Raw genomic sequence first — 24,921 nt, 5'->3', positions numbered from 1 at the left:
AGCTCTCACCTCAGGCACTCGCCGCTTCCTTCTCCAGATCGAGCTTCACCATATCGGGATCCTCGTGCTCGCTGTTAAACTTCATGCTGACCACCTTGGATACGCCCTTCTCCTCCATGGTCACTCCGTAGATAGCCTGGGCAGCGGCGATCGTACGCTTGTTGTGCGTGATGATGATGAATTGGGACTGCTTGGTGAACTGCTTTAGCAGCGTCGTGAAGCGGCCAATGTTCGACTCGTCGAGCGGAGCGTCCAGTTCGTCCAACAAACAGAAAGGCGATGGCTTGACCATATAGATCGCGAACAGGAGACCGACCGCAGTCATCGTCTTCTGTCCACCAGAGAGCAAGCTAACTCCCTTGAGCTTCGTGCCCGGAGGCTGAGCCACGATCTCGATTCCGCTTTCCAGCACGTCATCCGTTTCGATGAGCTGCAAGTCAGCCTTACCTCCATGGAACAGAGTGGAGAAGGTGTGCTTAAAGTTTTCACGAATTTTCACGAACGTATCCGAAAACTGCTCACGCGACTTGTGATTAATCTCATCGATCGCTTCGACCAGCTTTTCTTTGGACGAAACCAAGTCGTCGTACTGGCTCTTCAGGAATCCGTGACGCTCTCGCAATTCTCCATACTCGGCAATCGCGTCGGTATTCACCGTCCCCATACTTTGCACACGCTTACGCAGCGTTTCGACTTCGCGTTTGATGGCGTTCCAGTTGGTACTCTCCAACTCCTCTCGTTCCTCCGGAGTAGGAGCACGCTGTTTGGAGAGCGGCTCCACAGCTTCCTCTTCTTCGGCAGTTTCCGATTCTTCCTCCGAAACCACCTCTTCCGCAGCTTCCGATTCCTGTTCTTCCGCCGTCTCTTCGGCTTCGCTTTCAGCATCCGGCAGAGCAACTACCGTAGAAGAGTCCTCATCTTCGTCGTCATCCTCATCGAGTACTGGCAAATCCTCCACCGGTTGGCGGGCCTTCCAAAGTTGCCACTTCCAATCCGTCTTCGTTAGGTCCTGCCCGTACTCTCGGGTGATCTCTTCTTGAATAAATTCGAGGCGAGAACGCTTCTCGGCGATTTGAACCTGCTGGCTACCAAGATTTCCTTTCAGTTCGTCGACTCGGATTCGCAGCTCGTTTTGCTCACGCTCCAAGACGCCGATCTTCTCTTCTACGCCTGCCAAAGATTCGCGGGTGGTATTGACCAAGATCTTCGCCTCTTCGAGCTCCGCATCCACAGAGCCACTACGCTCTTCCGCTTGAGCGATTTCGTCTTTAAGGGAGTCAGACTGCTCTTCCCAATTCTGAATGTCACGCGTCTTGGTTTCGATCAAACGAGTTAGCTCGTTGCGACGCTGCTCCATCTCCACCAAACCTCGAGTGATAACGTCGAGCTTCTGCTTCTTCTCTTGCAGGTCGAACTTCGCTTGGGTCAGATTTTCGCGTTTTTCGTCGCGCTCAGCACGGATCTCTCCGATGCCCGACTCCGTCTCTTCCAACTGGATACGGCTGCTCTCGAGTCGTTCAAGTTCTTGAGCCAGTCGAGACTTTGCCTCTTCTAGCCGTTCCGTGGAAGCCGCTTGAGCATCTTCTAAACTAATGCGTTCACGTTCCAAACGCTCGGCTCGCATTTTCTGTTCCTGCACCAGCTTCTGAGCATTTCGCTCCTCAGCTTGTAGCGATGACAATTCGTGGTTCGCCTCTGAAATTTCAGCCCGCTTGCGTTCAACTTGTTCTTCTGCGGACTCCAGCTCTTGGTTTACCTTGTCCGCTTCTGCACGAGCGGCTTCCAAAGCCTTTTGCTCTTCTTCGAGTTCTTTCTGAGTCTGCTTGAGCTCAACCTCACGCTGCAGGATACTGCTATTTTTGACTTTGCCTTTGTAGCCACCCGTCACCAGTCCGCGGGCATCGATCGTCTCGCCTTTTCTGGAAGCGACCTGCAAAAAGCGGAAAGACTGATTCTCTTCGCGCCACTTCAGGAACGCAGACATTTCATCGACGATGTAACAAGAAGCCAAAACCGCTCTCAGAGAAGCATGGGAAGCGTCGTCCTTGAGCGTCACCAAATCCGCTGCGGGCTTGAGCCAATCAGGCAAATTCGAAGCAGGCGTTTCTTCAATCGGGCTAGACTGCAACTGCACGCAAGCTCGTCCGATCTTTCCTTCTTCCAATTGTTGGAAGATCTCCACCACAGTGTCAGCGTCACCCACAGCGACTGCTTCCATTGCGGATCCAAGCAAGGCCTCTACCGCAGGGCCGTATCCGTCTTTAACTGACAGATCGATAGTCAGCGGCTCAAATGCCTGTCCTTCGAGGGAGCCTTTCAGCTTACCTTTGAGCAAGGCTTTGGCTCCTTCGCCATAGCCTTCCAATTTCTCCTGCAGTTGCTGCAGGAGCTTAACACGAGCGGATTTTTGGGCGACGCCGCGATCCACTTCCTGGATACGGGCTTGAGCCGCCTTGAAAGCATCGCGTTTTTCCGAGACCGCATCGCGGGCGGATTCGAGGTCGCCTTGCAGTTGCTCCTGCAAACCGCGGACCGCCTGCAATCGCTCTTGGAATTCCGAGAGGGCTTGCGTCGCTTCTGCTTGGCTTTCGCCTTGCTCGGCCAACTCTTCTTCCAAACGCATCAAGCGATTTCGACTAGTGCCCGCTTCGACCTCGATTGCCGAGAGTGTTTCACGACAGCGAGAGCTGGCTCGCTCCGCATCCTGAGATGCCACGCGGAGCTGCTGTATCTGGGATTCCGCGACACGAAGGCGTTCTTCAATTTCGGAAAGGTCACGGTTTCGCTCTTGGAAGATTTCGTCCGAATTCCCTAGGACGTCCAAGTGCATTTCCTTGTCTGAATTGTGCTCGTCGAAGCGGCTAGCGATTTCACCCAACTGAACTTCGAAAGAATGGATGTCCTGATTGGCCTGCTCGATACGCTCTCCCATGGAGGCGATTTTTATTTGAGCCATGTCGGCCGCGTTGCTGGCCTGTTCCTTCATGCTTCGCAGGTCGAAAACGGACTGCTGGGAATCCTGCACCTTTTGGATCAAGGCCTGTCGCTCCTCCTTGTAGACAACGAGGCTGCCTTCCTTGTTTTCCAAATCGGTGGCCAGCTCATCCACTTCGATCTGCAGTTCGTTGGAAGACTGGTCGACCGAATCGAGCGAAGCGCTCATGGTCTGGTACTGGTAAGCGCTGTAGCCGATGTCGAGGTGCCGCAGCTTGTGGCTAAGTTTCTTGTAACGGATCGCCTTGGTCGCCTGGCGTTTGAGGCTTCCGATTTGACGACCTATTTCTGCGACTACATCGGTGACTCGAGCCAAGTTGGCCTCCACGTGGGCCAGCTTGTTCATGGTCTCCTTGCGCTGGGCCTTGTACTTAGAAATGCCCGCCGCTTCCTCAAATACCGCTCTGCGCTCTTCTGGCTTGGAGGAGAGGATTTGGTCAATCTGGCCCTGAGCCATGATCGAGTAGGAAGTCCGGCCAATACCGGTATCCATGAAAAGGCGCTGAATGTCCTTCAGGCGGCAAGCCTTGCCATTGATATAATAGTTGCTCCCGCCATCGCGGTGCACCTTACGGGAAATTTCGACTTCGTTGAAATCGCTACCCAACTCCTGCTCGCAATCGGTCAAAGTAATCGAAACTTCGCAGATATTGAGCGGCTTGCGCTTGTCGGACCCCTCGAAAATGACGTCCTGCATCTTGCCCCCACGAAGGGCTTTGGCGCTCTGCTCTCCTAATACCCAACGAATGGAGTCCGCGATGTTGCTCTTTCCGCAACCATTGGGGCCCACCACAGCCGTTACGCCTTTGTTGAATTTCAGGTGCGTATGGTCGGCAAAGCTTTTGAAGCCGTTAACTTTGAGGGCGCTCAGATACATAAAGAGGCGAAATTCAAAGAGCCGCCAAGTTACTGACAACCCCAAACCCTAAATGTGAATAAGTCGCAGAACAAAGGGTGAACAACTTTGCGAATAACTCGGACCCTTCGGCTAATAGTAATAAGGATTGGAGAGCCCTTGGTCCAAAGCCCCCAACATCACCGCGCAGGCCCCCAAGAGAAACCAGAGCACGAATGCCACGCAGCTGATGATAATCCACCGCTTCCCGGCTTTCTTTTTCGGCTCAACCTGCTGACCCAAAAAGATCAGTCCAGCGATGAATCCCACTAGCGGCATGAAGAGCGAACAGAGAATCATGGCCAAATTCAGACCGGAGCTCACCTCCTCCGTCGAGGGCGGCGGTGGCTGAGGGATCGGTTTCGGACCCGGTACTGGGGTTGGGCCGGGAGGATCGACGCTCTCGTCGCAATGCTCGACGAAAGTATCCACCGAGACGATCCCCAGACACATGGCATTCATGAGCTCCAAAATGCTTTTCTCTTTGGCCGTCAGCTGAGAGGGATGCTTTTCGATCAAAAGGTTCACTCGATTGTGAGCACGAGCGGGCAAAGCGTTGTCCTTCTCAAAATTGAAAAGCTTCTCCCGCACCTCGCGAATCCTGGCCTGCTCCGCGGCTGCCTTTTCGGCCTCTTCCTCGGCGATGCGGGCAATGCGTTCGGGATTTACAGTCAGGACGATGTCCTCGGACATATCCGCCTTGAAGACCGGTGTTTGTTCCGCGCCACCTAATTTGCGAGCACTCTCGGGAACCTTCCGCTTCAGGTAATCAAACACTTCGATCATGCTGATGCGGCCATCACCATCCGCATCCGCCTCTCCTCGCAACGCTTCCAGCAAATGGTAGGTGAAGATGCCGTGCCCCAAATTCTCGTCTTCCCAAGAGAGCTGGTTGGGTGCCGAGGCAGCGATCACGGTGCTACCCGCTCCTTCCGCCAAGCTGGAGTAAATGTCCTGACTGTAGCCCACCCGCATCTTGCGACTGCCGGCCGTGGCCACTCCTCCGGAGTGGCAGGCATCCATCAGGATAACGCTCCGCTTGCAGCGGACTGTGTTTACCAAGCCTTGGAACTCCTCCTTCGAAAGAGCGGAGGCGTAGAGGTTGGTAGAACTCGTGTCGTAGGGCAGCAAATAGTTGGCGATGCCGTCGTGAGAGGACTGAGTGCGGTCGGGTTCCACATCCCCATGCCCCGCATAATAAATGATAGCCGTCGAATCAGGCCCCACCTTTCTAGACAGCCAATCGCTTATGGAATCCTTAATCGCGAATAGCGTCGCTTCTTCATCCACCAACAAACGCACATTCTCCTCCGGCACGCCGCAAATATCGTCGTCCACCAAGAGTTCGGCGAAAGCCTTCGCGTCGGCATTGGTGAAACGCAGCGGGGTGATGGCTTCATCCCGATACTGACCAATTCCTATGACCAAGGCGTAAGCATCTTGTCGCGACATATCAAATACAGGTTAGCTATTTGCTGACTTCAAATTTAGCCGAAGCGGCAGCCCAGTTTTCGTTATCCAGTTTCTTCACCTCTGCAGCGACCACCCGCATGGCACGTGGAGTCGCAGTCGGGGCAACCGATTTGAAAAAATCGCCATCCTCATTGAACTGCGTTTTTAGCAGTGGCTTAGGGTCAAGCGTTACAATCGCTTTCACACTCTCAATCCCTACCGGCTCCTCTAAGATGATGTTAAACCCGTAGCCGTCCGATGGGATTTCGTGCGTCATGCCTCCTTGGATGCGGTTGTTCTGGTTGTGCCGATTTGGGAATAGGATGGTCAACTCTCCGTCACTCGCGAGATTGAGCAAAGTCAAATAACACTCGCGAGTCGCCTTGACGCAGACTCGGACTTGATCGCCTAAACGGAAAACATCGCTCACCGCCCCATTCACATGTTTAACCCAGACATCGACCCCGAGCTTTTCACTTTTCGAATCAGGCACTTCCTTGAAGGCTGCTTTGACTTCGGCTTTGGGCGATTGATTTCGGGAATAAACCCAAGTCCCCACCAAGAAAACCAATAGCACCGCTCCGATCGGAAGCGCTACATCGACATTCGCCACTTTCAAAATAGCGATAATCAGAAGGCAGATAACGATGCAGAAGAGCAAAAACTCGCTACTTATCCTGTCTACGATTGATCGCAGCAGGCTGTCGTTCGACGATTCATCGGAGGGGGATGACATGACCGGAAACGGTTGCAGGCAAAAGAAGGATAAACCCAGTCTAGCTGCACCCCCATCAGTCGCAAGACTTAAGGCGAGTTAATGCCTACGCTTAGCTCGGCTTAATTACATCTAAGCCACACCGCTCTGCTCAAACCGTAAAGAGCTCCCCGATTCGCCCCGCTCGGTTTTCGTCGTTTAGCTTTCTTCCACTCGACACGGCAGCATAGCCGCGTCCTCCATCCCGTGTATAATCTTTTTATCAGGCGGGCAAAAAGTAGCCAAAGCTCCGGCCAACTTCACGGTATCCCCTTCCACGAAATAGTACGGGTTCAGCCGTAGGCGACCGCTAGCCTCGTAGACTTCCCCATTTTCTCCGTAGAGCGGGTGCTTGAGTCGGACCGACTTCTTAAACTCCTGCAGCACGTGCGGATGGGTTTCCGCCATGTCCACCGCCTCCTGCAAAGCCTCTTTCCAGTCCTCGCGGGAAACGTCGTTGCCGATTACCACGCTGCGAGATCCCCACGCGGTTTCATGGAAGCCTGAAATCTTGAGCACGAGATTACGCTCCTTCTGGCTCGCTTCCGCGAGGTCCATCCAAGACTGCAGAGCCTTACCCTGAGCAACCGGCCCATCTAGCACCGCTCCTGGCGGCAACGGGGCCGGATCGACCACCCAAGATTGCGGTATCAAAGCCTTCAATACCTTCAGGCTCTTCTTGCTGATGTTCTCCTTCCAGAAATCCTCCAGCAGGTGATGGTGAAAGAGAGCCATGCCCATCTTCTCTTCCAAAAACGGCTTCGCAGGCGGCGTCATGGCGACTTCCCCCTTCTCCACCGCTTCGAAAATGTACTCCGCCGTTGGCAAGTTCGGCAGGTCGAAGAGCTCGAAAAAACGATACACGACATCGATCTTTTCCGGACTTCCTTCGATATCGAAATGCACCGAACCACCGAGCGGGAAAATCTGATCCACCCACAGGCTGTAAACTCGGTAACCACGACGCTGCAGACGCTCCGCCAGCCAGTCCATCTCTGGCTTGTAGGTAGCCGCCTCTTCACTCACCGCGAGAGCGATAACTGGGTTGCGCTCATTAGGAGCGAGCGAGGCAACCGAACGGTAAAACGCTTCTTCCATCGCTCCATCCGCTCCGAGTGTTCCCTCGGCTCCTGAATCCTGATAAAGCTGATTCAAGTAAGCGGTGAGACCTATCCCGCCCGGCACAGAATCCAATTCCGACAAGGCGAACCCTTCTTGCGTCACCAGAAGATCCGGACGGATCACAGGAGGCAAAGCGCCTTTGCTCGCCTTGCTTCTACAAATCTTAACCAGCTCCTTCGACTTGCCACGATCTAGGTATTCCGCGACCCAAGGAGCGTGGAGTTCGCGATTCCGCAGCAGCTTCTTCCCCTCGAAAGAGCGGCGATAGAGAATCTCCAGAGCTTGGTAAAACTCGAGGCTAGCCTGCCCGATTTCCTCCAACTTGGAGACAATCTCAGGCGTCAGTCGCCAAGGCTCGGGCGACATGCGCCAAGTCTTGCCTTCAAACAATTCCGTTTCGGAAAAGGCGTTTTTAAGTGCTTCGAGCTTCATGTGGTTGGAAATCGGTGCTGGGTGCTGGTCAAAACTGCTTGGAGCGGCATTTGACTAGAGCTCCTAGGCTTTTCTGCAAATTTTCGATTCGTTGCTGCACGAGCGTGTGCAACGATTCGTCGATGTATTTTATTTCAAACGCGATCTCTAATTGGGTAGACAGCTCCGCAAGGCTTCCCAAGGCGATTTGGAAAAACCTCACCGAATCTCGTTGGCTGTTGCGAGCCTCCCCTTCAGCGATGTTCGAAGGGACGCTCACAGCCGCACGCCTAATCTGATCCCGAAGTCCCCAGTCCGATTTCCAGAAACCGTCGTCAGTCATCTCGTATACCGAAACGGCTAGGCTCTTCCCTTCCTGCCAGACCCTAAGCTCCCGATATCCACTCATTAGCACTCCCAGAACCTAGCACCCAGAACCCAGCCCCCAACCATCAATCCTCGATCTGGATTTCCTTGTTGCGGCTGCGGGGCGAGCCGGCTCGCAACCATCCGGATATGAATCGATCGATGTCGCCGTCCATCACGGCTTGGATATTGCCCGATTCCACTCCAGTGCGCAGGTCCTTCACCATCTGGTAAGGCTGGAAAACGTAACTGCGTATTTGATTGCCCCAGCCGATTTCCCCCTTCTCGCCGTACATCTTTTCCATAGCGCTACGCTTTTCGTCCTCTTGGCGTTCGAAAAGACGGGCCTTGAGCATCTTCATAGCGGTGGAGCGGTTCTTATGCTGAGAACGGTCGTTCTGGCACTGCACCACGATGCCGGTCGGCAAGTGAGTCAGACGAATCGCGGAGTCGGTCTTGTTGACATGCTGGCCGCCCTTGCCGCTAGCTCGGTAGGTATCCTCGCGTAAATCCTTGGCGTCGATCTCGATCTCGATGTCGTCCTCGATTTCCGCCACCACATCGACAGCGCAAAAGGAGGTGTGCCGACGCTTTTGGGAGTCGAACGGGCTGATGCGAACCAAACGATGCACTCCGCGTTCTGCGTTGGCGTAACCGAAAGCGTTTTCGCCCACGATCCGCAAAGTCACCTTATCCAGACCCGCCTCTTCACCGGGCAACATGTCCACGACCTCGACCTTGAATCCGCGGCGTTCCGCCCAACGACTGTACATGCGGTAGAGCAAATCCGCCCAGTCGCAGCTTTCGGTTCCACCGGCGCCAGCATTGATGCTCAGCAGAGCGTTGCAGCGGTCGTGCGGCTTGTTGAGGTAACACTGGATTTCCAGCTCATCGAGCTCTTCCTTCAGGGCTTCTGCCGCTGCTTGCAGCTCTTCCGCCTCTTCGGAAAGTTCGTCCACGCCTTCCTCTTCCAACAATTCTTCCATAGCTCGAGCGTCTTCGAGCTTGGACATGAATGCGCTCATTCCATTGACCACGCCTTTGGCCAAGTTGGCCTGGGCGATGACTTTTTGGGCCGCCTTTTGGTCGTTCCAAAAGGTTTCCGAGGACATCTGCTCCTCTAGCTCCGTGATCTCAGACTTCTTCTTATCGACGTCAAAGATACCTCCATAGGTATCCGGCTCTCTTCTCGATCTGGTCGTGCAAGTCCTTGGTCTCTGGCTTAATCATAGCGGAGCACATTACCCAGCCCCCATTTCCCTAATCAAGCCCGCAAAACGAGAAAACGTGGCCGACGACCGGTAAGTAATCTTATCCGATAAAAAGAGGTCCCGCTGGGTAAATTACTCTATTTTCCGGACGATAAGAGAGGTTGATTAAGAAACATAGTCTCGAAATCGATCCGTGAACCAAACCGAAACCAGCAACCGACTTTCCTTCGCGACCGACCTCTCCGAAACTGAGGTCGAGGTCTCCGTGGTCGTTCCGCTTCTCAATGAGGAGGGTACGCTCGCCGCTTTGACCGAGGGCGTTTTCGAAGCCCTGCTGGGCAAAACCTGCGAAATCCTCTTTGTCGACGATGGAAGTCGCGACGGCTCTTGGTCTGAGATCCGCAAACTCTCCCAACGCTTCCCAAACAGCGTGCGCGGTTTTCGGCACCGTCGAAACTTCGGCAAAGCGGAAGCGCTCGCCACTGGATTCGCCCATGCCAAAGGTCAACTGATCGTCACCATGGACGCCGATTTGCAGGACGATCCGCTAGAGATTCCCGCCCTTCTGGCAAAACTGGACGAGGGCTATGACCTCGTTTCCGGCTGGAAACGCGATCGGCACGACCCCATTTCCAAAACCATACCTTCACGCTTCTTTAACTACGCAGCCCGCGTCGCCTCGGGGCTGAGCCTGCATGATTTCAACTGCGGCCTAAAAGCCTACCGACGCGAAGTGGTTGAGAGCCTTCACCTCTACGGTGAACTTCACCGTTTCACACCCATCCTTTCCCACGGCGAAGGCTATCGGGTAACCGAAATCCCAGTCACCCACCATCCACGCGAGCAGGGCAAATCGAAATACGGCTGGACCCGCTTTTTCAAGGGATCGCTCGACCTGCTAACCGTGATTCTCCTGACCCGCTACCTGCAGAGACCGGGGCACTTCTTCGGAGCCATTGGTTTCATCTCCGGAGCCTTTGGGCTCGGAATCCTCTCCTACCTTTCGGCGGCCAAAATCTTCTTCGGGGTAGACATCGGAACCCGCCCGCTCTTCTTCCTCGGCATACTCGCCACTCTCTTCTCCGCCCAGCTCATCACCACCGGCTTCACCAGCGAATTCCTCCTCCGCGTTAACTCCTCCGAACGCCCCGGCCACCGGATTTCGGAGAGCACCAAACCGCCCTCAAACAGTCCGAGGAACTAGCCCATGCGTATACTTTTCGAAGTACACCACCCGGCCCATATCCACTTTTTCAAGTTCATCATCCAGGGCCTGCAAAACCAGGAACACAGCTGCCGCGTAGTCGGACGAGACCGGGACGTGATGAAGCGTCTTCTGGAAAGCTACCCTTGGATAAACAGCGAACAATCCACCGCTGCATCCGCAGGAAAACGGAATCGTTTCCCCATCGTCGAGTTACCGAAACGCCATTGGCTGGTTGCGAAGCAAATTCGCAGATTCAAACCGGACCTCGTCCTCAGCCTAATGGGTAGCTACAGCCAAAGCGCCCGCCTACTCGGCGTGCCCAGTTGGATATTCACCGATAGCGAGTTCCAGTCCTTCAACCACCGGATCGCCCATCCCTTCGCTTCACGCATCTACACGCCCAACTGCTTCTACAAGGAGCTCGGCCCCAAACAGATTCGCTACAATTCCTATCACGAACTCACGTTTCTCCATCAAAATCACTTCAAGCCAGATCCCGGGATATTGAGCGAACTAGGTGGCGTACAAGAAAACGGATACATCCTGCTGCGGCTCTCGGCTTGGGATACCTTGCACGACGTTAAGCACCAGGGTCTGGCCGACGCTACGCCCAAACTCGTCGAGGACCTCGCTCAACGTTTCCCGCTATTCATCGTTCCGGAAGGCGGTAAACTACCTCCCGAGTGGGAACAGTACCGCTTCCCCGCTCCCCCCGAAAAGCTCCACGACGCCTTAGCCTTTGCTCGTCTAGTGGTGACAGAAGGGGCCTCGACCGCATCCGAAGCCACCTGCCTTGGCACCCCGGTCGTCTACGTCAACAGCACCGACGAACGCGGATACCTAGTCGACCAGCAAGGTCGCTACGGATTGCCACTCTGCTTCTCAAGTGCAGAAGGCGTTTCGCAAGCAGTAGAAACCCTCCTTCAAACACCGTTCGATTCTCAAGACCGAGAAAAACAACGAAGCCAGATTTGTGAAGACCACCAAGATTTGGCCCAGTATGTGGTCGAGCAAGTGAACGAGTTTTCAAACCAACTCCATCAATCCGATGAACAACGGAGTGCCTGAAAACCATCCCTTCGTATCGGTCATCATACCGGTGTTCAACGACCCGCAAGGCATCGCCAACTTGATCGGTGCCTTAGCGAATCAAACTTATCCAGTATTCAACTACGAGGTAATTGTCGTAGACAATGGGTCTACAGATATCACTCAAGAAGTCGCCAACTCCTCGGGCCAAAGCCTAAACTGCAAGTTCACCTTTACCGAAGAATGTTCCATTCAAGGTTCGTATGCGGCGAGAAACAAGGGGCTAAAAATCGCCCAAGGAAGCGTCATCGCCTTCACAGATTCCGACTGCACCCCCTGCCCTGATTGGATAAAATCCGGAGTCGACACCTTACAAAAAGAAAAAGCGGATCTAGCCGGTGGGCATGTACGATTTACATTCAAGCAACAAAAACCAAATGCAGCCGAATTCATAGATTCCCGCACCAACATGCAAATGGAGCGAGACATCGAAATCCGGGGTATCACAAAAACGGCAAATCTATTTGTGAGAAGATCGGTCATCGAAAGCATCGGTCCATTTCCCGCCCACCTAAAATCAGGTGGTGACGTCCAATGGACAGGTCGCGCCACCAAAGCCGGCCACAAGCTCGTATTTGCCCATGAAGCTGAGGTTACACATCCCGCTCGCAGCTGGAAAGACGTATTCGTGAAACAGCTACGCGTAGGTCGAGGTCACATTCCAGTGATGCGAAAATCTGGCATGAGTTGGATGGAGATAATCAAAGAAAGCCTTCAAACAGGAAAACCCGCAAACAAATCGTTTCGCAGCCAATACCCACAAGCCCCTCTCGATTGGGAGCCCTGCAAACTCGCTAAAATGTGCGCGAAACTTTGGAGTCGCGGCTCAACCTTGCTGGGTCGAATAAACTACACGATCACCCATCTCAACCGCCTACCATGACCTTAGATATCAAACGATTCGTTATTGATCATGCGCACAAGGCGCTATGCGAGCAGGCCGAAGACGGAAGTATGCCTCCAGGCTGCAACGGTCCCTATGGACACCCAGAGTTACCGCTGCGCAACACTGCCCACTGGCTAGTCCTTTGGGCTTTTTGCTTCAAGTGGACGGGCGAAAAGGATTTTATAAATGCGGCGAACAAAGCGTTGTCCTACGTTTTGCTTCCGGAGAATCGTCCGCAAGGCTTCAATTGGTATCAACGCAATCAACGAGGTCGCGACCAATGCAACGGAACGATCGGAGTTGCTTGGATAATCGAAACACTTTGTCACGCCACGGCAATTTTAGGATCTAAGCGAGCAGCGAAAATCGCTTTTGAAGTCTACGAGCAACACCGATTCGATAGTAAAAATTCCTTGTGGAATCGTTTGGAAGTAGATGGTCAGATACTTTCGATCGACCAAACGTTCAATCACCAACTGTGGCTCGCCGCATCCGCATCCCGCCTTGCTCAGCTCGGGTCTAAACTCGCAAAATCTGACGTATCCAGATTTCTAGACAATATCGACACTCACTTCGAAATCTATCGTAATGGTCTCATCCAGCATCGGATATCATTAAAATGGTACGATAGATTATTCCGTCCGGGAACCCCTTTCCACTTTGCTTACCTCCAATACGACAAGCTAAAGAAGCGCAGTTTCAAAAGCCTCGACGTAAAAAAGCGGGACCATGGCTACCACGCGTTCAACATGCATGCATTTTCGACGCTAAAACGAAACTTCCCCAACCACTCTTTCTGGGAAAACGAAAAATTTCTTAAAGCGTTGGATTACGCACGATCCGAAAAGCATGGCCAAAACGTGTCTCCACCAAACCCCTACTCTTACGAATACAACCCAGTAGGCTTCGAGATGGCCTACACCATTTCAGTTTTTGACCCAAAGTCGAAACAGGAAGCCAACAGATGGCTGCAGCGCCAAATCGGAGAGCTCGGTCCCGACTATGGGCTTCAGGCCTGTGACTCAAATACAGCCAAAGCTCGCGTGTACGAGGTAGTCGAATACGTCGACCTTTACGAATGAAACAACACGCTCCAGCAGAACAAGATTACCAGAAACTCGAGAGCCAGGCGCTTTCGGGATCCGCGTTCTTGCTCGCTGGTAAACTGATTGGATTGTTAGCAACCGTACTAGCCACCGCTCTGTTGGCTCGAATCCTGTCTCCTTACGATTTTGGGATCGTGGCTTTTGCATCAATCGCAACCGGCTTGATCACCTTATTTCAGGACCTAGGCCTAGCCTCCGCATCCATCCAAAAAAGGGATATTACTGATCAACATCTATCAAACCTTCTTTGGGTAAACCTCCTGCTCTCTGTCTTTCTGGTTATGTTAGCCTGGATACTGAGCAACCCAGCAGAAACCTTTTTCGAAATGAAGGGGCTTGCTGCAATCATTGCAGTCAGTTCCCTAGGGCTTCCTTTGTCAGCCCTAGGATCTATACACAACGCAATCCTCCTTCGTAGGATGCAGCAGAAGACGGCCGCCTACCGTGGCCTCGTTTCGACTGTCACATCTTTGGCGATTGCTGTTATACTCGCATTGGCCGGTGCTGGCTATTGGGCTCTCGTGTCTATCCCACTCAGTCGAGCTGCGACTCAAACGATACTGATATGGACGCTAGTCAATTGGTTACCCTCAGCGCCCAAAGACCTTACTAAATCGAAATCTCTTTTCGCTTTCGGAGCGAATGTCACGTCATTCAATTTCATAAACTACTTTTCACGGAAAGCGGATGACGCTATCATAGGCTTTTCATTCGGTACGATAGCTCTCGGTTTCTATTCAAAAGCTTACGACCTTCTCCTACTGCCCATCCAACAGATAAATTCGCCACTTTCCAACGCTGTCATACCCGCACTGTCACGACTGCAAGACCAGCCGTACAATTACAGGAAATTGTACGAAACCTCCATAGAGGGAATCTCACTCCTTTCTGCGCCGCTGATATTTTTCAGTACTTTCTACGCTCACTCGATCATTGAGTTATTTCTAGGAAGTCAATGGAGCGACTCGGCCCTTATTTACCAGCTATTATCTCCAGCGGCACTGATGGCCTCAACTAACGTCGCAACTGGCTGGGTATACAAATCTTGGGGACATGTTGGCCGACAAACGCTGGCTGTGATACCCAACACACTATTGTTCGTATCGGCTATCATTATTGGCTCAAACTGGGGGATCACGGGAGTCGCCATTTCTGTATCAACTTCTAGAGTACTACTCAAACTGCCGAATCTTGCTTTCTGCTTTTCTGGAACTCCGGCAAGGGTCGATGGATTCTTGAAGGCATCAGGCAGGCCAATTGCCGCTTCCGCTGTGGCGCTAGTGCCCTGTTTGGCCATCCGAGGGCTTTCATCCTCCACCTTGCATCTGCACCCGTTTGCAGAGCTTTGCCTAGGAGGACTATCCTACTTCCTCTCCTATCTTTTGCTACTGCAGAAAGTCGCCTCTAAGGAGTTGAAACCGTTGACTTTCATTGCGACAAGACAAACCAGCCTCTGGAGGGCTGCAAAATAAGGAGTCTTTTCGCTATGGCTAAGCTCACAATAAAGAGACGTATATTCATAGTGGGAACTCCACGTTCCGGAACAACGCTACTGCAATCTCTCCTCGCATCTCATCCTCTCATCCATTCAGTGCCAGAAACCCATTTCTTCTACGAGATAAGGAAACGAAAACGCGACCTTATCCCTTGGGCGAACCGTAGCAACAAGAAGAGATGGAAATCCACCTGCCTCAAACTTTCTGAACTTTGGGGCACCGTTGGAATAGACCCGAAGTTCGAACGCGAGAAGTTTCCGTCTAGAGTTTCATGTATCCAGTATTTCGTTTCTTTGCTTGATCGCCTGGCCTTCAAAGAAAGCAAGCCTATCTGGCTGGAAAAAACGCCACGCCACCTGCACTACATAGAAACCATATCGAACAGTGTTCCGGATGCCATATTCATCCATTTGCTAAGAGACGGTGAGAGCACTGCCCGATCAATAGCCAAAGCGGCTGAATCAGCTCCCGAAACGTGGGGCCCGGGGTCGAGATACAGCACTCAGAGTTGCCTAGACAGGTGGAGAAGCGACCTAGACCTGCATCTTAAGTACGTAGGAAACAAAAAACACTACTTCACCAACTACGAAAGCCTAGTTCAAAAACCTAAAGACTGTTTGCAGAGCATGTGCTCATTTATCGGGGTAGCTTTTGAAGAGAGCCAATTAACAGGTTACCGCAAAACGGCGGAACAGCTAATTAACTCGAACGAATCATGGAAAAGCAACACGTCTCAAAATATTGGTTACAAACAACCAAACGATCAGGAGATCAAATCTGAGACACGCGACGAGTACTGCCAGTTTATCTCAGCAGTTCAGAAAGAGCCGTCATCACAGAGCTATTTTTTAGAGCATTTCTAGTGCTTTCCTGCGATACGCTTTTGCAGTCGTAGCACCGATAGAATCCCAGTCCCACTGCTTGGCTTTTTCGAGATTCGCCCTCCCCATATCACGAGAGGTAGTGCACTCAAAAACCTGCTTCCACAATACATCAACCTCAGCAGAGTCGTAAAAGATGCAACCGCTGTCATCGAGAACCGACTCGAACCCAGCAGTACGGGTTGCAAGACAGGCTTTGCCCAAAGACATAGCAAGAACCGCGGCTCCAGAAGTAAGTGAACTCTCATAAGGCAACGCCACAAAATCTGCCATTTCGAAGTAGTCTCTGAGGTCCGAGTCTGCCACATATCCCACCTCAAGCGATAGACGCTGCTCTCTCTCGGCGAACCTTTTCAGTTCATCAGCGAGCGATTCGCTTGAAATTGAACCGGCTACTACAAATCGAATTTGTGTATTCGAACTCCGCGCGAAAGAGTCTATAAACTTCCGAAGCCCCTTGTACGCTCTAATTTTCCCGAAGAACAGCACTACTACATCCTGCTCAGAAAAGCCTCTATTTTCGCGAAAACGAACCCTCCCGACTCCTTCGGGATATACGTCGATAAAGTTTCCATGAGGTGTGACTGTAACTTTTTCCGGGTTGACCCGATAGGAGCGTAAAACGACCTTCCGCGCTAAAGCAGAATGGCAAATAAGAGTGTCACAACGGCTAGCATAGCTTCTACACAGGTTTAGATTCGCCCTTCTAAAACGATTGTCGTGAGGAAGCAAATTATGAACGGTCCAAACAATTCGAGTCCCCTTAACTCTCATCACCTCCAGCCAAATTCGAAAAAAGGCTAACTTGATCATTGATGAAAGCTCCCATGAGAACTCTGGCGGCCAATGCAGATGGACCACGTCAGCTTTCAAGCTGAATAAGAACCGAAACCGATAGATGGACTTAAGCAAGACGACCTCATGCCCTTGCTTCTCAAGCGAATCAGCAAGAAGTCTTTGGTAGGGATTCCTGTCGAAAAATTTGACGAAGATAATCTTCATTTTCGCGAGCTGAAACTATTTGCTCGTTGCTAGCATTCTCAAGTCGACGACAACGAGCAAGGGAATTCCTGCTCGATCGATCTCAGACAGTATCCTATTATTCCCTACAATTTCTGGAATATATCGACCAATATAATGAGTCGCTAGAGCAGGATTTTCTACAATCTCCATATTGGGTTTTGCATAGTAGTTGGCGACACCTTGCGGCCCAAGAACAAAGATTCTAGTTGGCGATTCGCCCACCTCATCCGATAGAATTTCAAAAGCCTCCTTAGAGCCTAAAAACCAATAATCGGTCTCATAGCGGCCAAATGCACCTGCCGTTCCACCGACAAGCGTATTGTAATACATGTACTGATACGGATACAGTCTTATTATCGACAGCAGGCCCAGAAGCATCGCGAACCCGAGCAGCCCTATCGAACCGACGCGCCAGCGCGGCACTTCCCAAACCGTCAACAGTAGCCATCTTGCCCCCAAAGCCGAAATCATAGCGATCATCGGCAGCACATAAAACATGTGTCGAAATCCGTTATGTATCGCAGCCTCCGATACAACGACGTATATCCATGGCAAAAGAGCGGCGCTAACGGCCAAAGCTGCTCCCCAGACAAAGCCATCCCCCTCTCGCACTTTTTGCTTCAGAGTGGGAATTGCTTGAACCAGTGCGATTCCAGCCAATGCGAGAAGCAGCAGCACCCACTCGGGTTGTTTGATGACAAACATCCAAAGCGAATAGGTCCAAGGCGTTTCGCCTGCCTCATAAAATTGCCCGGCGTACAAGACGGGCTGAGCAGATGAGAAAGTCTTCAACTGAGTAACACTTTCCGTGGAGGCGGCAAAAGGACTCAACAAAGTGCGGTGTGCACGTGGCCAGAAAGGCAACATCGTCAGCCAAGCGACCAAAAAACTGAATACGCTTTTTATCGTGAATCCGCCGAGAATTTTAAGTCTCTTACCAAGAGTGATGTGTGGTCCACTTGCGATCATCGCCTTTGCTGCGATAAACAACCCTAAAAAGCCGAACAAGGCGATCCCCGGAGGGCGAGTTGCCATGGCTGCTCCGCAAACAAGACCGAGGGCCACTGCTCGTGTCCAAGTGAAGTTCGCAAGGTCCAGCACAATCCACAGAATCAGAACGACTCCCCAGCCATAGGTTGCGGCAAATGGAATATCCTTGGGGTTTATAAAAAGGTGGCCGTTCACTTCCGGCATACACAGCAAGGCGAAGCCGGCGAGGAAAGGTAGGAAATCCTGTATTGCCCGATCCCTTTTGCTGGCAGACTCAGCTCTTCCCGAGACCAACAGAATCCGCGTCATCGCCACAGGAGCGAGCGCCAGAAAAAAAGCGAAAACCGAATTCCAGATACGACTCAGCGTCACGTCGTCGACCGGAAGATCGCGGCGGGCGATAGCCAGCGGGATATCGTAAAAACCAGGATAGACGTCGTTTGGGGCCTTACTCATTACCTCGAGCTTATCATCCGCAGATGCGAGTCTCTCGTAGTAGGCCAGCTTCTTGTCCCCCGACCTCCAGCGAAAGGGTTCGTCCCAGCTCAATCCATAGTCCCCGGCCGTGAATGCCGAAAGGCAAACAAACGCCAGTGAATAGAGAACTAAGAGAAATTGGAAACGTCGGTTCATATCAAGAGGGCCAATTGGCCCATTTCATTATCGACCCACAGCCGCTCCGCTTCAGAGAAAAGCGCCTATCACGAGCATAGGGTCAATTCGCGCTCAGGCTTCTTTTACGCATTCGCTTAATTCAATTAACCGCCTGACAAAGAGAGTATAACGAATTTCAGCGTTGATGCTAGAGCGCGCTCAGTTTCGAATCGGATCCGTGTCTCGAATAACACTGATCGCCGCCCAATCGCTCGACGGATTCATCGCCCGCCCAGATCGCCCAGGGACGGATTTTTGCAGCGAGGCAGATGCCGCCTTCCTGAGAAGCAGCCTACAGAATTTCGATTCCATGATCATGGGGCGAAAGACCTACGAGACTTTGCGTCAGAGAATTCAAAGCTCCTCCTCGACCCGCTTTTTGAGAAAAGTCGTTACCCGGAACCCATCCGATTTCGAAGATGAGGAGCGGCCCGGCCTGATAGAATTTACCAACCTGTCACCCACTCAAATCCAAGCAGAGCTAGCGAAACGTGGACGAAAGATGACCGCGTTACTCGGAGGCGGGCAAATCTACACTCACTTTCTCGCTAGCGGTTTGGTCGAGGAGTTGTGGATCACTATCGAGCCGATCCTGTTTGGGGCGGGCACCCCTCTGCTAACTAAGGAGCTGGAGCTGAATCTGCAGCTGTTCGAGTCAAGCCAGCTCAGCGAAACCAGCGTGCTGCTGAAGTACAAGCTAGGGAAGTAGCCCCTACTACTCGTCTTCGTAGTTATTGCTGTGATATTCGTCGGCAAACATTCTTAACAATCGGTCCAAGACCTCGGTGATAGCCTCCGGACGGTTGGCCACCCCCATCATTTTGCGCTCCCAGGTCGCCACAGCCATAGAAACGACGCGATCTCGCGGACGCTCCAATTGGGCCATTTCGCGCAGTTCGAGCCTGACCACATACAAGTGGCTGGGCCCTTGGGCATGAGCGATATCGATCGAGACCTCCAAATACGGTTGCCCTGGCATCACGTCCTGCTCCATCGGGGTGAGCAACCTGACGTCATACTCTTCCAATGTCGCCAAAGCGTGCGATTCCACATCCTCATAGGTCAAATCGAATAAATCCGACTGGATGTTAAGCGGCCTAAGCTCCAAGCCCACACCTTGCAAGTTGGTCAACACGCTATCGGTGTAGTCCGACGCGGCGGCAAATACAGAGCTTAACAAAGCTAACGCAAAAACGGGGAAGACTCTCATAACGATTCACTTATTCGACCAGACAGCACGCTACCTGAATTTCTCCAAAGCGCAGCAAAAAACCTAGAGCAGAGTAATCAACGATCCACAAAACCGAGCCCGCAAGCGGCGAACGGATTTTGCGAAAGATGCGTATTGAAGCCCCGGCAGTGAGCCTGACAGTCTGCGAAACTTGCCTTCCACCACATGCAGATCAACGCCGCCCAACGACAAGTCTCGCTCAGCGTAGGCGAATTTTCCGCGTTCAGCCCCTTCGCCAAAATCGGGTTCGGGGGGATTTCCGCACTATGGCGAGCCCAACTGGGCACCGAATGGCATCAGCGGATCCAGTCCGAATCAGACGCAGCAGGTGAAGGCATGCAGAACGAGGTCACAATCGGGGGCAGCCTAAAATGGCGAAACTGGACCCTCGACCTATCCGGACGCATCGACCAACTCAAGCAGGAGAAAAACCAGACGCGCCTGCGGGAAATCAAAACGATCTCGGAGCCGCTACCTCTTTCCCGAGACTCCATTCTGGAGCGTTACCCGAGCTACCCGATCCAGCTCCTAACCTATCGCGAGCTTCTTATCCAGAAGCACAGTTTCGACTCCTTGCCTGCCGAGGAGATCGGCAAGCGTTTCGACCTGGAGCTCCTCTTCGTGGAAATCAGTTCCGGCCTGACCCAATGCCTTCGTCTCGACAAGAGCTACGACGCCCTGCTGGTCGATCAGCTGGATGCCTTGGTTGACTACCTCGAGGCCCAACAAGAACGGCTAGCTAAGCTCCATTCTCTCACCGTTCACCCCATTTACGATGTTCCCCGACCCGGACAGGAATCCATCCAAGCCGATCTCGCAAAAGCCTTCGAAAATTCGCAAATCGCGCTTCTCGAAGCCCCCACCGGTTACGGCAAAACGGGAGTCGCTTGGGAATACGCAGCCCGCAGGCTGGCAGCAGGCCAATGCGACAGGGTTCTCTACCTGACTTCCAAAAGCACCGGCCAAACCGAAGCCCTTACTCGCTTGCGGGCACTTATAGACAAAAGCGAAAAGTCCGACGAGCCGGCCGCCACTTTCTGGCACATTCGCAACAAACAAGAGCACTGCATCCACCACGAGTTTCGCTGTTCTCGTCAAACTTGCCCTTACCTCTCCGAACTGGAGGAAAAATGGAAACGCAGCGGGCTGCAGCGCCTCTACCTCTTGTCCCATGAAGAGCTGGACCTAGTGACGCTCAAAGCGGAAGGCCGCGTCACCGGGATATGTCCCTACGAGATCATGCGAGCCGGGTTGGGACTGCGGGACATTTGGATCGGCGACTACAACTATCTCTTCTCCCCATCCTCCGCCAGATTGCTCGACGACCAGCCAAACTTCGACCCGCAGCGGACCTTCCTTATAATCGACGAAGCGCACAACCTTCCGTCGCGAGTATCGTCTGCCTACACCTTCGAATTTTCAGCCCACCCTATCTACGCGGCACTGGACGATATCCGCGAAAATAAAGGACCTGCTCCGCTCTTGGCCCAGCTCAAGACCTTGGCCAGCGTGATAATGGGAGCGAGCCCCAGCCAAGAAAGACGAGGCTCAAAAGCCGATCATTCCATTGATCCCGTCACGGAAGCGGATTTTCGACACAAGCTAGCTAAAATAGCGGACCACCTTTCCAGCGAAGCCTTGCCCTACGAGGAATTACAGCCGGATACCTTGGAGCAGCTTTTCAAGCTCAGCTCCGCTCAAGCCGCCCAGAAACGAGGGGAATTGCAATTCCAACTCTGGACGCCGGCCGCCGGCTCCATCCGTATGGAATGCATCGACGCATCACAATTGATCGCGTCGCAGCTTTCCCGATACAACGGATCGCTCTTTCTGTCGGCTACGCTCTCTCCGATCGAATCCTACTTGGACGAAACAGGGCTCGCACCTGGCCCCGATCAAGCTTTGGGCAATATAGCCCGCCTTTCTCCACCCGCGCCTTGGCGAGAGGAGGCCTACGACGTCGCGATCGACCTACGAGTGGACACACGATTCAAGTCCCGCAGTCACCACTTGGCAACTACAGCTGCCAGCATCGCTTCGGCTGCAGAATCCGCCGGACCGGCGATCGCCTTTTTTCCGAGCTACGCATACGCCCAACAGGCCAAGGAGATGCTGCAGCTTAACCATCCGGAGCTACGAGTTGCCATACAACCTCGATCAGGAGGCAGTCTCGCCGACAGAAACGCCTACTTGGAAGAAACCTTAGCATTTCACGACGTATTGATCCTAATCCTCGGATCTTCTTACGCCGAAGGCGTCGATACCTTGGGCGGGAAAGCAGGGGTCGCCATCGTGGTCAGCCCCGCCCTGCCGGAAATGAATTTTATCCAAGAAGCAAAACGGCAGCTCCACGACCAGAAAGCCAACAACGGTTTCGAAAGAGCCTACCTACACCCTGGAATTCAAAAAGTTAACCAGGCTCTCGGCCGACTGGTCAGATCCCCTGAGCACCGGGTAAAGGCCCTTCTGCACTGCCAACGCTTCGCGGAACCCAAGACGCTGAAGCTACTAGATCCACTGTATCGATCTAGAAAATACATCCACGAGGAGAAGGACCTCGAAAACTGGCTCTCCAGATAAACACACGATTGACCCCTTCCGTTTACTTGGCTTGCTAGAGGGACTTCCCCTTCCCATGCAGGACGCCAACACCCTTCCCGCCATCTTCCTAATTCTGTATTTCGCCTTTCTGGCCTTCTCCATCTTCGCGGCCTTCGCCCTCTTCGGTCTTTGGATCTGGATGCTGATCGATTGCCTGAAAAACGAACCTGACAATGGAAATGAGAAGGTCATTTGGATTCTAGTGCTAATCCTCCTCCAGTGGATCGGAGCCCTTCTCTACTACTTCATCCGCCGACGGGAACGTCTCAAAAAGCAACACCTCGACTCGGCCAAACCTTCCACGCCGCAAACCGACGGCACCTAAAATGAAGGTATATTACTCCGAACAAAGGGACCTGGACGAAACGAAGGTCGTGGCCCTTTACGAAGCCAACAATTGGTCAGCGGCCAAGGTTCCCGAGAAGCTCTTGCTCGCCTTACGCGACTCGCACTATCTGATTTCCGCTTGGTGCGACGAAAGGCTTATCGGACTTGGAAACTCTATTTCCGATGGACACCTAGTAGTCTACTACCCACACCTGCTAGTCCTGCCCGAATTCCAAGGAAAAGGAGTGGGCTCCGAAATCCTTCGCCGGCTGAAGCTACACTACGAAGGATTTCACATGCATATGCTCACCGCAGACGGAAAGGCGGTCGATTTCTACCAACGCCAAGGCTTCGAGAGAGCAGGAGCCACCCAGCCCATGTGGATCTACGACGGCCAGGACCATTGACCTGAAACTTGACCGCCCCCGACACGGCACAATCGTTCGTCGGCAAATTCACTTGCACCAATAAATCCAACTCAACCTCAACAGCTAGCTGACATGAAAATAGTGAATACAGACGACTTGCAGGAAACAGATTGGTCCTCCCCTTCGGGAAAGTTCGAAGGAGCTGGCAAACAAGTGTCTGAAGCCCTTGGCCGAGTTCGCGAATCAACCGACCTGAATCTCCGCCATCCCTTCGATGTGGAAATTCTCCGCGTTCCTCCGGGCAAAATTCCATATCCCTACCATTCTCACAGCGCTCAATGGGAATACTACCAAGTCGTGTCTGGCTCCGGCAAAGTCCGCCACCAGGAGGGAGTCGATCCAATCAAAGCTGGAGACGCTTTCATCTTCAAACCAGACGAACCACATCAGATAATCAACGATAGCGAGGCCGACTTGACCATAATCGTAGTCGCCGACAATCCGCTCGGAGAATCTTGCCACTATCCAGACTCAGGCAAATGGCTAGTGAGATCTCCGCAAAGGACGATCATACGGTCCGAGAACTTGGATTACTTCGACGGGGAAGATTAACTAGACAGTATCCATAATTGTTTTAAGTTGTAAAAAAAACTTCGTTTGCCCTATAAGTTCAGCTAAAGATTAGCTTTACGAAAGATTACTCCTGATTCACACAAGAGTGGTTAAGTTTGAATCAATTCAACTGCTCCTTCTGCCCTTCCACCTAGTAGCACCCTCTTAGGTCCAACCTCCCTCTGCGTCGAGAATGTCCCTCTACCAAACCATATATGCCAGTTCCTCATCTAGCATGTTCGGCAAAGATGAGCTCATGCAGATGCTCGCCAAGAGTAGGGAGAGCAACGCCAAGAAAGGAATTACCGGGATCCTTCTCTACAAAGATGGCAACTTCATGCAGGTCATCGAAGGAGAGGAAGTAGAGGTCAACAAACTGCTGGAAAAGATCTCGGCCGATCCGCGACACAAACGGATTTTGAGGCTACACAGCAGACGCATCAAAAAACGGGAGTTCACCGATTGGTCGATGGCTTTCAGGGATCTAGACGATCTAGATCTACATAAATACCCCGGTTACAGCGACTTTCTGAATATGCCTTTGGATAGCCCCGCGTTCGAGGAAGATTCCAGTCTCGTTCACAAGCTCATCGCCAACTTCGTCCGCATAAACCGTTAATTTCTGCGACCGATCTCCACTCGGGAATTTCAGCTTTACCCAAGACCTTCTGTCCATCTAAGTGGCGGCGTGCTCGTCAAGAAAACTATTGATTCAGAGGAGATCGTCGCGGCCATCGGAAAAATGGCAGACGCCATCGCAACTGCTCACCCCAAAGCAGATAATCTCGTATTGGCCGGGATCGCAAACGGAGGCATAAGTCTTTGTACCCTCCTAGAGAAAGAACTGGCCAAGCGTCTTGGCACCTCAATCCCCAAAGCCATCATAGATATCTCCTTCCACCGCGACGACATAGGCCAGAATCCGATCACAAAAGAAGTGCAAGCCACCCACATGGCCACCGACCCCGAGGACTCTACCATCATACTTGTCGACGATGTACTGTTTTCGGGTCGCACCGTTAGGGCCGCCATTGCGGAGGTGCTCACCATCGGGAGGCCTTACCAAGTCGAGCTCGCCGTTCTGGTTGACCGAGGAAATCGCCGTCTTCCATTTGCTGCGAACTATACAGGCATCGTGGAGGACACCACCCCTCAGCAGAAAGTCATGGTAAATCTAGATCTTGATAAGCCAACAGAATCCAGCATCGAAATTACCGAAGCCTAAAAAAGCGACATAACCACCTC

At 52.6% G+C, this 24,921-nt stretch carries 22 protein-coding genes; 13 read left to right on the top strand and 9 right to left on the bottom strand.

Annotated features, from left to right (window positions below; genetic code table 11):
* Nucleotides 1–10 precede the first annotated feature (10 nt).
* The 6 genes from smc to prfB form a co-directional block, all read right to left on the bottom strand.
* Entirely contained in the window at nt 11–3,871 is a 3,861-nt protein-coding gene (gene smc / locus H5P27_RS07255) for a chromosome segregation protein SMC (protein WP_185659729.1), read from the bottom strand.
* 111 nt (nt 3,872–3,982) lie between these two features.
* A complete protein-coding gene (locus H5P27_RS07250; RefSeq protein ID WP_185659728.1) occupies nt 3,983–5,341 on the bottom strand; it encodes a caspase family protein in 1,359 nt (452 codons plus the stop codon).
* Between the two features lie 16 nt (nt 5,342–5,357).
* A complete protein-coding gene (locus H5P27_RS07245) occupies nt 5,358–6,077 on the bottom strand; it encodes a DUF4384 domain-containing protein (RefSeq protein ID WP_185659727.1) in 720 nt (239 codons plus the stop codon).
* 177 nt (nt 6,078–6,254) lie between these two features.
* A complete protein-coding gene (locus tag H5P27_RS07240) occupies nt 6,255–7,649 on the bottom strand; it encodes a hypothetical protein (RefSeq protein WP_185659726.1) in 1,395 nt (464 codons plus the stop codon).
* Nucleotides 7,650–7,677: 28 nt separating this feature from the next.
* Entirely contained in the window at nt 7,678–8,037 is a 360-nt protein-coding gene (locus tag H5P27_RS07235) for a four helix bundle protein (protein ID WP_185659725.1), read from the bottom strand.
* Between the two features lie 43 nt (nt 8,038–8,080).
* A protein-coding gene (gene prfB / locus H5P27_RS07230) for a peptide chain release factor 2 (protein WP_221774640.1) occupies nt 8,081–9,224 on the bottom strand; the annotation gives its coding sequence in 2 pieces (ribosomal slippage) (nt 8,081–9,151 and nt 9,153–9,224; 1,143 coding nt in all).
* 174 nt (nt 9,225–9,398) lie between these two features.
* Between prfB and H5P27_RS07225 the strand changes: the two genes are divergently transcribed.
* The 6 genes from H5P27_RS07225 to H5P27_RS07200 are packed head-to-tail and all read left to right on the top strand — an operon-like array spanning nt 9,399 to nt 15,852.
* Entirely contained in the window at nt 9,399–10,409 is a 1,011-nt protein-coding gene (locus H5P27_RS07225) for a glycosyltransferase (RefSeq protein ID WP_185659724.1), read from the top strand.
* A gap of 3 nt (nt 10,410–10,412) precedes the next feature.
* Nucleotides 10,413–11,480 (top strand): DUF354 domain-containing protein, encoded by a 1,068-nt coding sequence (locus H5P27_RS07220; RefSeq protein WP_185659723.1) that lies wholly within the window; start codon nt 10,413–10,415, stop codon nt 11,478–11,480.
* The gene (locus tag H5P27_RS07215) at nt 11,461–12,384 is read left to right on the top strand and encodes a glycosyltransferase family 2 protein (RefSeq protein ID WP_185659722.1); all 924 of its coding nucleotides are present in this window, start codon (nt 11,461–11,463) and stop codon (nt 12,382–12,384) included. The genes H5P27_RS07220 and H5P27_RS07215 overlap by 20 nt, the downstream gene beginning before the upstream one ends.
* Nucleotides 12,381–13,469 (top strand): hypothetical protein, encoded by a 1,089-nt coding sequence (locus H5P27_RS07210; protein WP_185659721.1) that lies wholly within the window; start codon nt 12,381–12,383, stop codon nt 13,467–13,469. The genes H5P27_RS07215 and H5P27_RS07210 overlap by 4 nt, the downstream gene beginning before the upstream one ends.
* Entirely contained in the window at nt 13,466–14,965 is a 1,500-nt protein-coding gene (locus H5P27_RS07205; RefSeq protein WP_185659720.1) for a lipopolysaccharide biosynthesis protein, read from the top strand. The genes H5P27_RS07210 and H5P27_RS07205 overlap by 4 nt, the downstream gene beginning before the upstream one ends.
* 14 nt (nt 14,966–14,979) lie before the next feature.
* A complete protein-coding gene (locus tag H5P27_RS07200) occupies nt 14,980–15,852 on the top strand; it encodes a sulfotransferase family protein (protein ID WP_185659719.1) in 873 nt (290 codons plus the stop codon).
* Here the strand turns inward: H5P27_RS07200 and H5P27_RS07195 are convergent.
* Nucleotides 15,838–16,872, bottom strand: a complete 1,035-nt coding sequence (locus H5P27_RS07195; protein WP_185659718.1) for a glycosyltransferase family 4 protein — start codon at nt 16,870–16,872, stop codon at nt 15,838–15,840. The two genes, H5P27_RS07200 and H5P27_RS07195, sit on opposite strands and share 15 nt — an antisense overlap.
* Nucleotides 16,873–16,887: 15 nt before the next feature.
* Nucleotides 16,888–18,516: a hypothetical protein gene (locus H5P27_RS07190; RefSeq protein ID WP_185659717.1), complete on the bottom strand. Its 1,629-nt coding sequence runs from the start codon at nt 18,514–18,516 to the stop codon at nt 16,888–16,890.
* A 199-nt stretch (nt 18,517–18,715) separates the two neighbouring features.
* Between H5P27_RS07190 and H5P27_RS07185 the strand changes: the two genes are divergently transcribed.
* Nucleotides 18,716–19,246, top strand: a complete 531-nt coding sequence (locus H5P27_RS07185) for a dihydrofolate reductase (protein ID WP_185659716.1) — start codon at nt 18,716–18,718, stop codon at nt 19,244–19,246.
* A 6-nt stretch (nt 19,247–19,252) separates the two neighbouring features.
* Here H5P27_RS07185 and H5P27_RS07180 read toward each other — a convergent pair whose 3' ends face one another.
* Complete coding sequence (locus H5P27_RS07180; RefSeq protein WP_185659715.1) at nt 19,253–19,747, bottom strand: hypothetical protein; 495 nt, start codon at nt 19,745–19,747, stop codon at nt 19,253–19,255.
* Between the two features lie 186 nt (nt 19,748–19,933).
* Between H5P27_RS07180 and H5P27_RS07175 the strand changes: the two genes are divergently transcribed.
* The 6 genes from H5P27_RS07175 to pyrR all read left to right on the top strand — a co-directional run bounded on the left by H5P27_RS07175 (nt 19,934) and on the right by pyrR (nt 24,901).
* On the top strand, nt 19,934–22,348 hold the full coding sequence (locus tag H5P27_RS07175; protein ID WP_185659714.1) for a helicase C-terminal domain-containing protein: 2,415 nt from the start codon (nt 19,934–19,936) through the stop codon (nt 22,346–22,348).
* Between the two features lie 55 nt (nt 22,349–22,403).
* On the top strand, nt 22,404–22,694 hold the full coding sequence (locus tag H5P27_RS07170; protein ID WP_185659713.1) for a PLD nuclease N-terminal domain-containing protein: 291 nt from the start codon (nt 22,404–22,406) through the stop codon (nt 22,692–22,694).
* A 1-nt stretch (nt 22,695) separates the two neighbouring features.
* Nucleotides 22,696–23,103, top strand: a complete 408-nt coding sequence (locus tag H5P27_RS07165; protein ID WP_185659712.1) for a GNAT family N-acetyltransferase — start codon at nt 22,696–22,698, stop codon at nt 23,101–23,103.
* A 93-nt stretch (nt 23,104–23,196) separates the two neighbouring features.
* Nucleotides 23,197–23,676 (top strand): cupin domain-containing protein, encoded by a 480-nt coding sequence (locus tag H5P27_RS07160; RefSeq protein ID WP_185659711.1) that lies wholly within the window; start codon nt 23,197–23,199, stop codon nt 23,674–23,676.
* Nucleotides 23,677–23,869: 193 nt separating this feature from the next.
* Complete coding sequence (locus H5P27_RS07155; RefSeq protein ID WP_185659710.1) at nt 23,870–24,295, top strand: BLUF domain-containing protein; 426 nt, start codon at nt 23,870–23,872, stop codon at nt 24,293–24,295.
* A 69-nt stretch (nt 24,296–24,364) separates the two neighbouring features.
* Nucleotides 24,365–24,901, top strand: a complete 537-nt coding sequence (gene pyrR, locus H5P27_RS07150) for a bifunctional pyr operon transcriptional regulator/uracil phosphoribosyltransferase PyrR (protein ID WP_185659709.1) — start codon at nt 24,365–24,367, stop codon at nt 24,899–24,901.
* The last annotated feature ends 20 nt before the right edge of the window (nt 24,902–24,921 follow it).

This window comes from Pelagicoccus albus (genome assembly GCF_014230145.1).
In the GTDB taxonomy this organism is placed as follows: Bacteria; Verrucomicrobiota; Verrucomicrobiia; order Opitutales; family Opitutaceae; genus Pelagicoccus; species Pelagicoccus albus.
Note: the sequence above shows the minus strand (reverse complement) of the source record. Positions and strands in the feature narration are given on the sequence as shown.

Coding starts and splice junctions, on each gene's coding strand:
- H5P27_RS07155 (WP_185659710.1), top strand. CDS start 23,870: ATGTCCCTCTACCAAACCATATATGCCAGTTCCTCATCTAGCATGTTC.
- H5P27_RS07240 (WP_185659726.1), bottom strand. CDS start 7,649: ATGAAGCTCGAAGCACTTAAAAACGCCTTTTCCGAAACGGAATTGTTT.
- H5P27_RS07205 (WP_185659720.1), top strand. CDS start 13,466: ATGAAACAACACGCTCCAGCAGAACAAGATTACCAGAAACTCGAGAGC.
- H5P27_RS07250 (WP_185659728.1), bottom strand. CDS start 5,341: ATGTCGCGACAAGATGCTTACGCCTTGGTCATAGGAATTGGTCAGTAT.
- H5P27_RS07210 (WP_185659721.1), top strand. CDS start 12,381: ATGACCTTAGATATCAAACGATTCGTTATTGATCATGCGCACAAGGCG.
- H5P27_RS07165 (WP_185659712.1), top strand. CDS start 22,696: ATGAAGGTATATTACTCCGAACAAAGGGACCTGGACGAAACGAAGGTC.
- H5P27_RS07215 (WP_185659722.1), top strand. CDS start 11,461: ATGAACAACGGAGTGCCTGAAAACCATCCCTTCGTATCGGTCATCATA.
- H5P27_RS07160 (WP_185659711.1), top strand. CDS start 23,197: ATGAAAATAGTGAATACAGACGACTTGCAGGAAACAGATTGGTCCTCC.
- H5P27_RS07245 (WP_185659727.1), bottom strand. CDS start 6,077: ATGTCATCCCCCTCCGATGAATCGTCGAACGACAGCCTGCTGCGATCA.
- H5P27_RS07190 (WP_185659717.1), bottom strand. CDS start 18,516: ATGAACCGACGTTTCCAATTTCTCTTAGTTCTCTATTCACTGGCGTTT.
- H5P27_RS07195 (WP_185659718.1), bottom strand. CDS start 16,872: ATGAAGATTATCTTCGTCAAATTTTTCGACAGGAATCCCTACCAAAGA.
- H5P27_RS07175 (WP_185659714.1), top strand. CDS start 19,934: ATGCAGATCAACGCCGCCCAACGACAAGTCTCGCTCAGCGTAGGCGAA.
- H5P27_RS07180 (WP_185659715.1), bottom strand. CDS start 19,747: ATGAGAGTCTTCCCCGTTTTTGCGTTAGCTTTGTTAAGCTCTGTATTT.
- H5P27_RS07235 (WP_185659725.1), bottom strand. CDS start 8,037: ATGAGTGGATATCGGGAGCTTAGGGTCTGGCAGGAAGGGAAGAGCCTA.
- H5P27_RS07170 (WP_185659713.1), top strand. CDS start 22,404: ATGCAGGACGCCAACACCCTTCCCGCCATCTTCCTAATTCTGTATTTC.
- H5P27_RS07220 (WP_185659723.1), top strand. CDS start 10,413: ATGCGTATACTTTTCGAAGTACACCACCCGGCCCATATCCACTTTTTC.
- smc (WP_185659729.1), bottom strand. CDS start 3,871: ATGTATCTGAGCGCCCTCAAAGTTAACGGCTTCAAAAGCTTTGCCGAC.
- H5P27_RS07200 (WP_185659719.1), top strand. CDS start 14,980: ATGGCTAAGCTCACAATAAAGAGACGTATATTCATAGTGGGAACTCCA.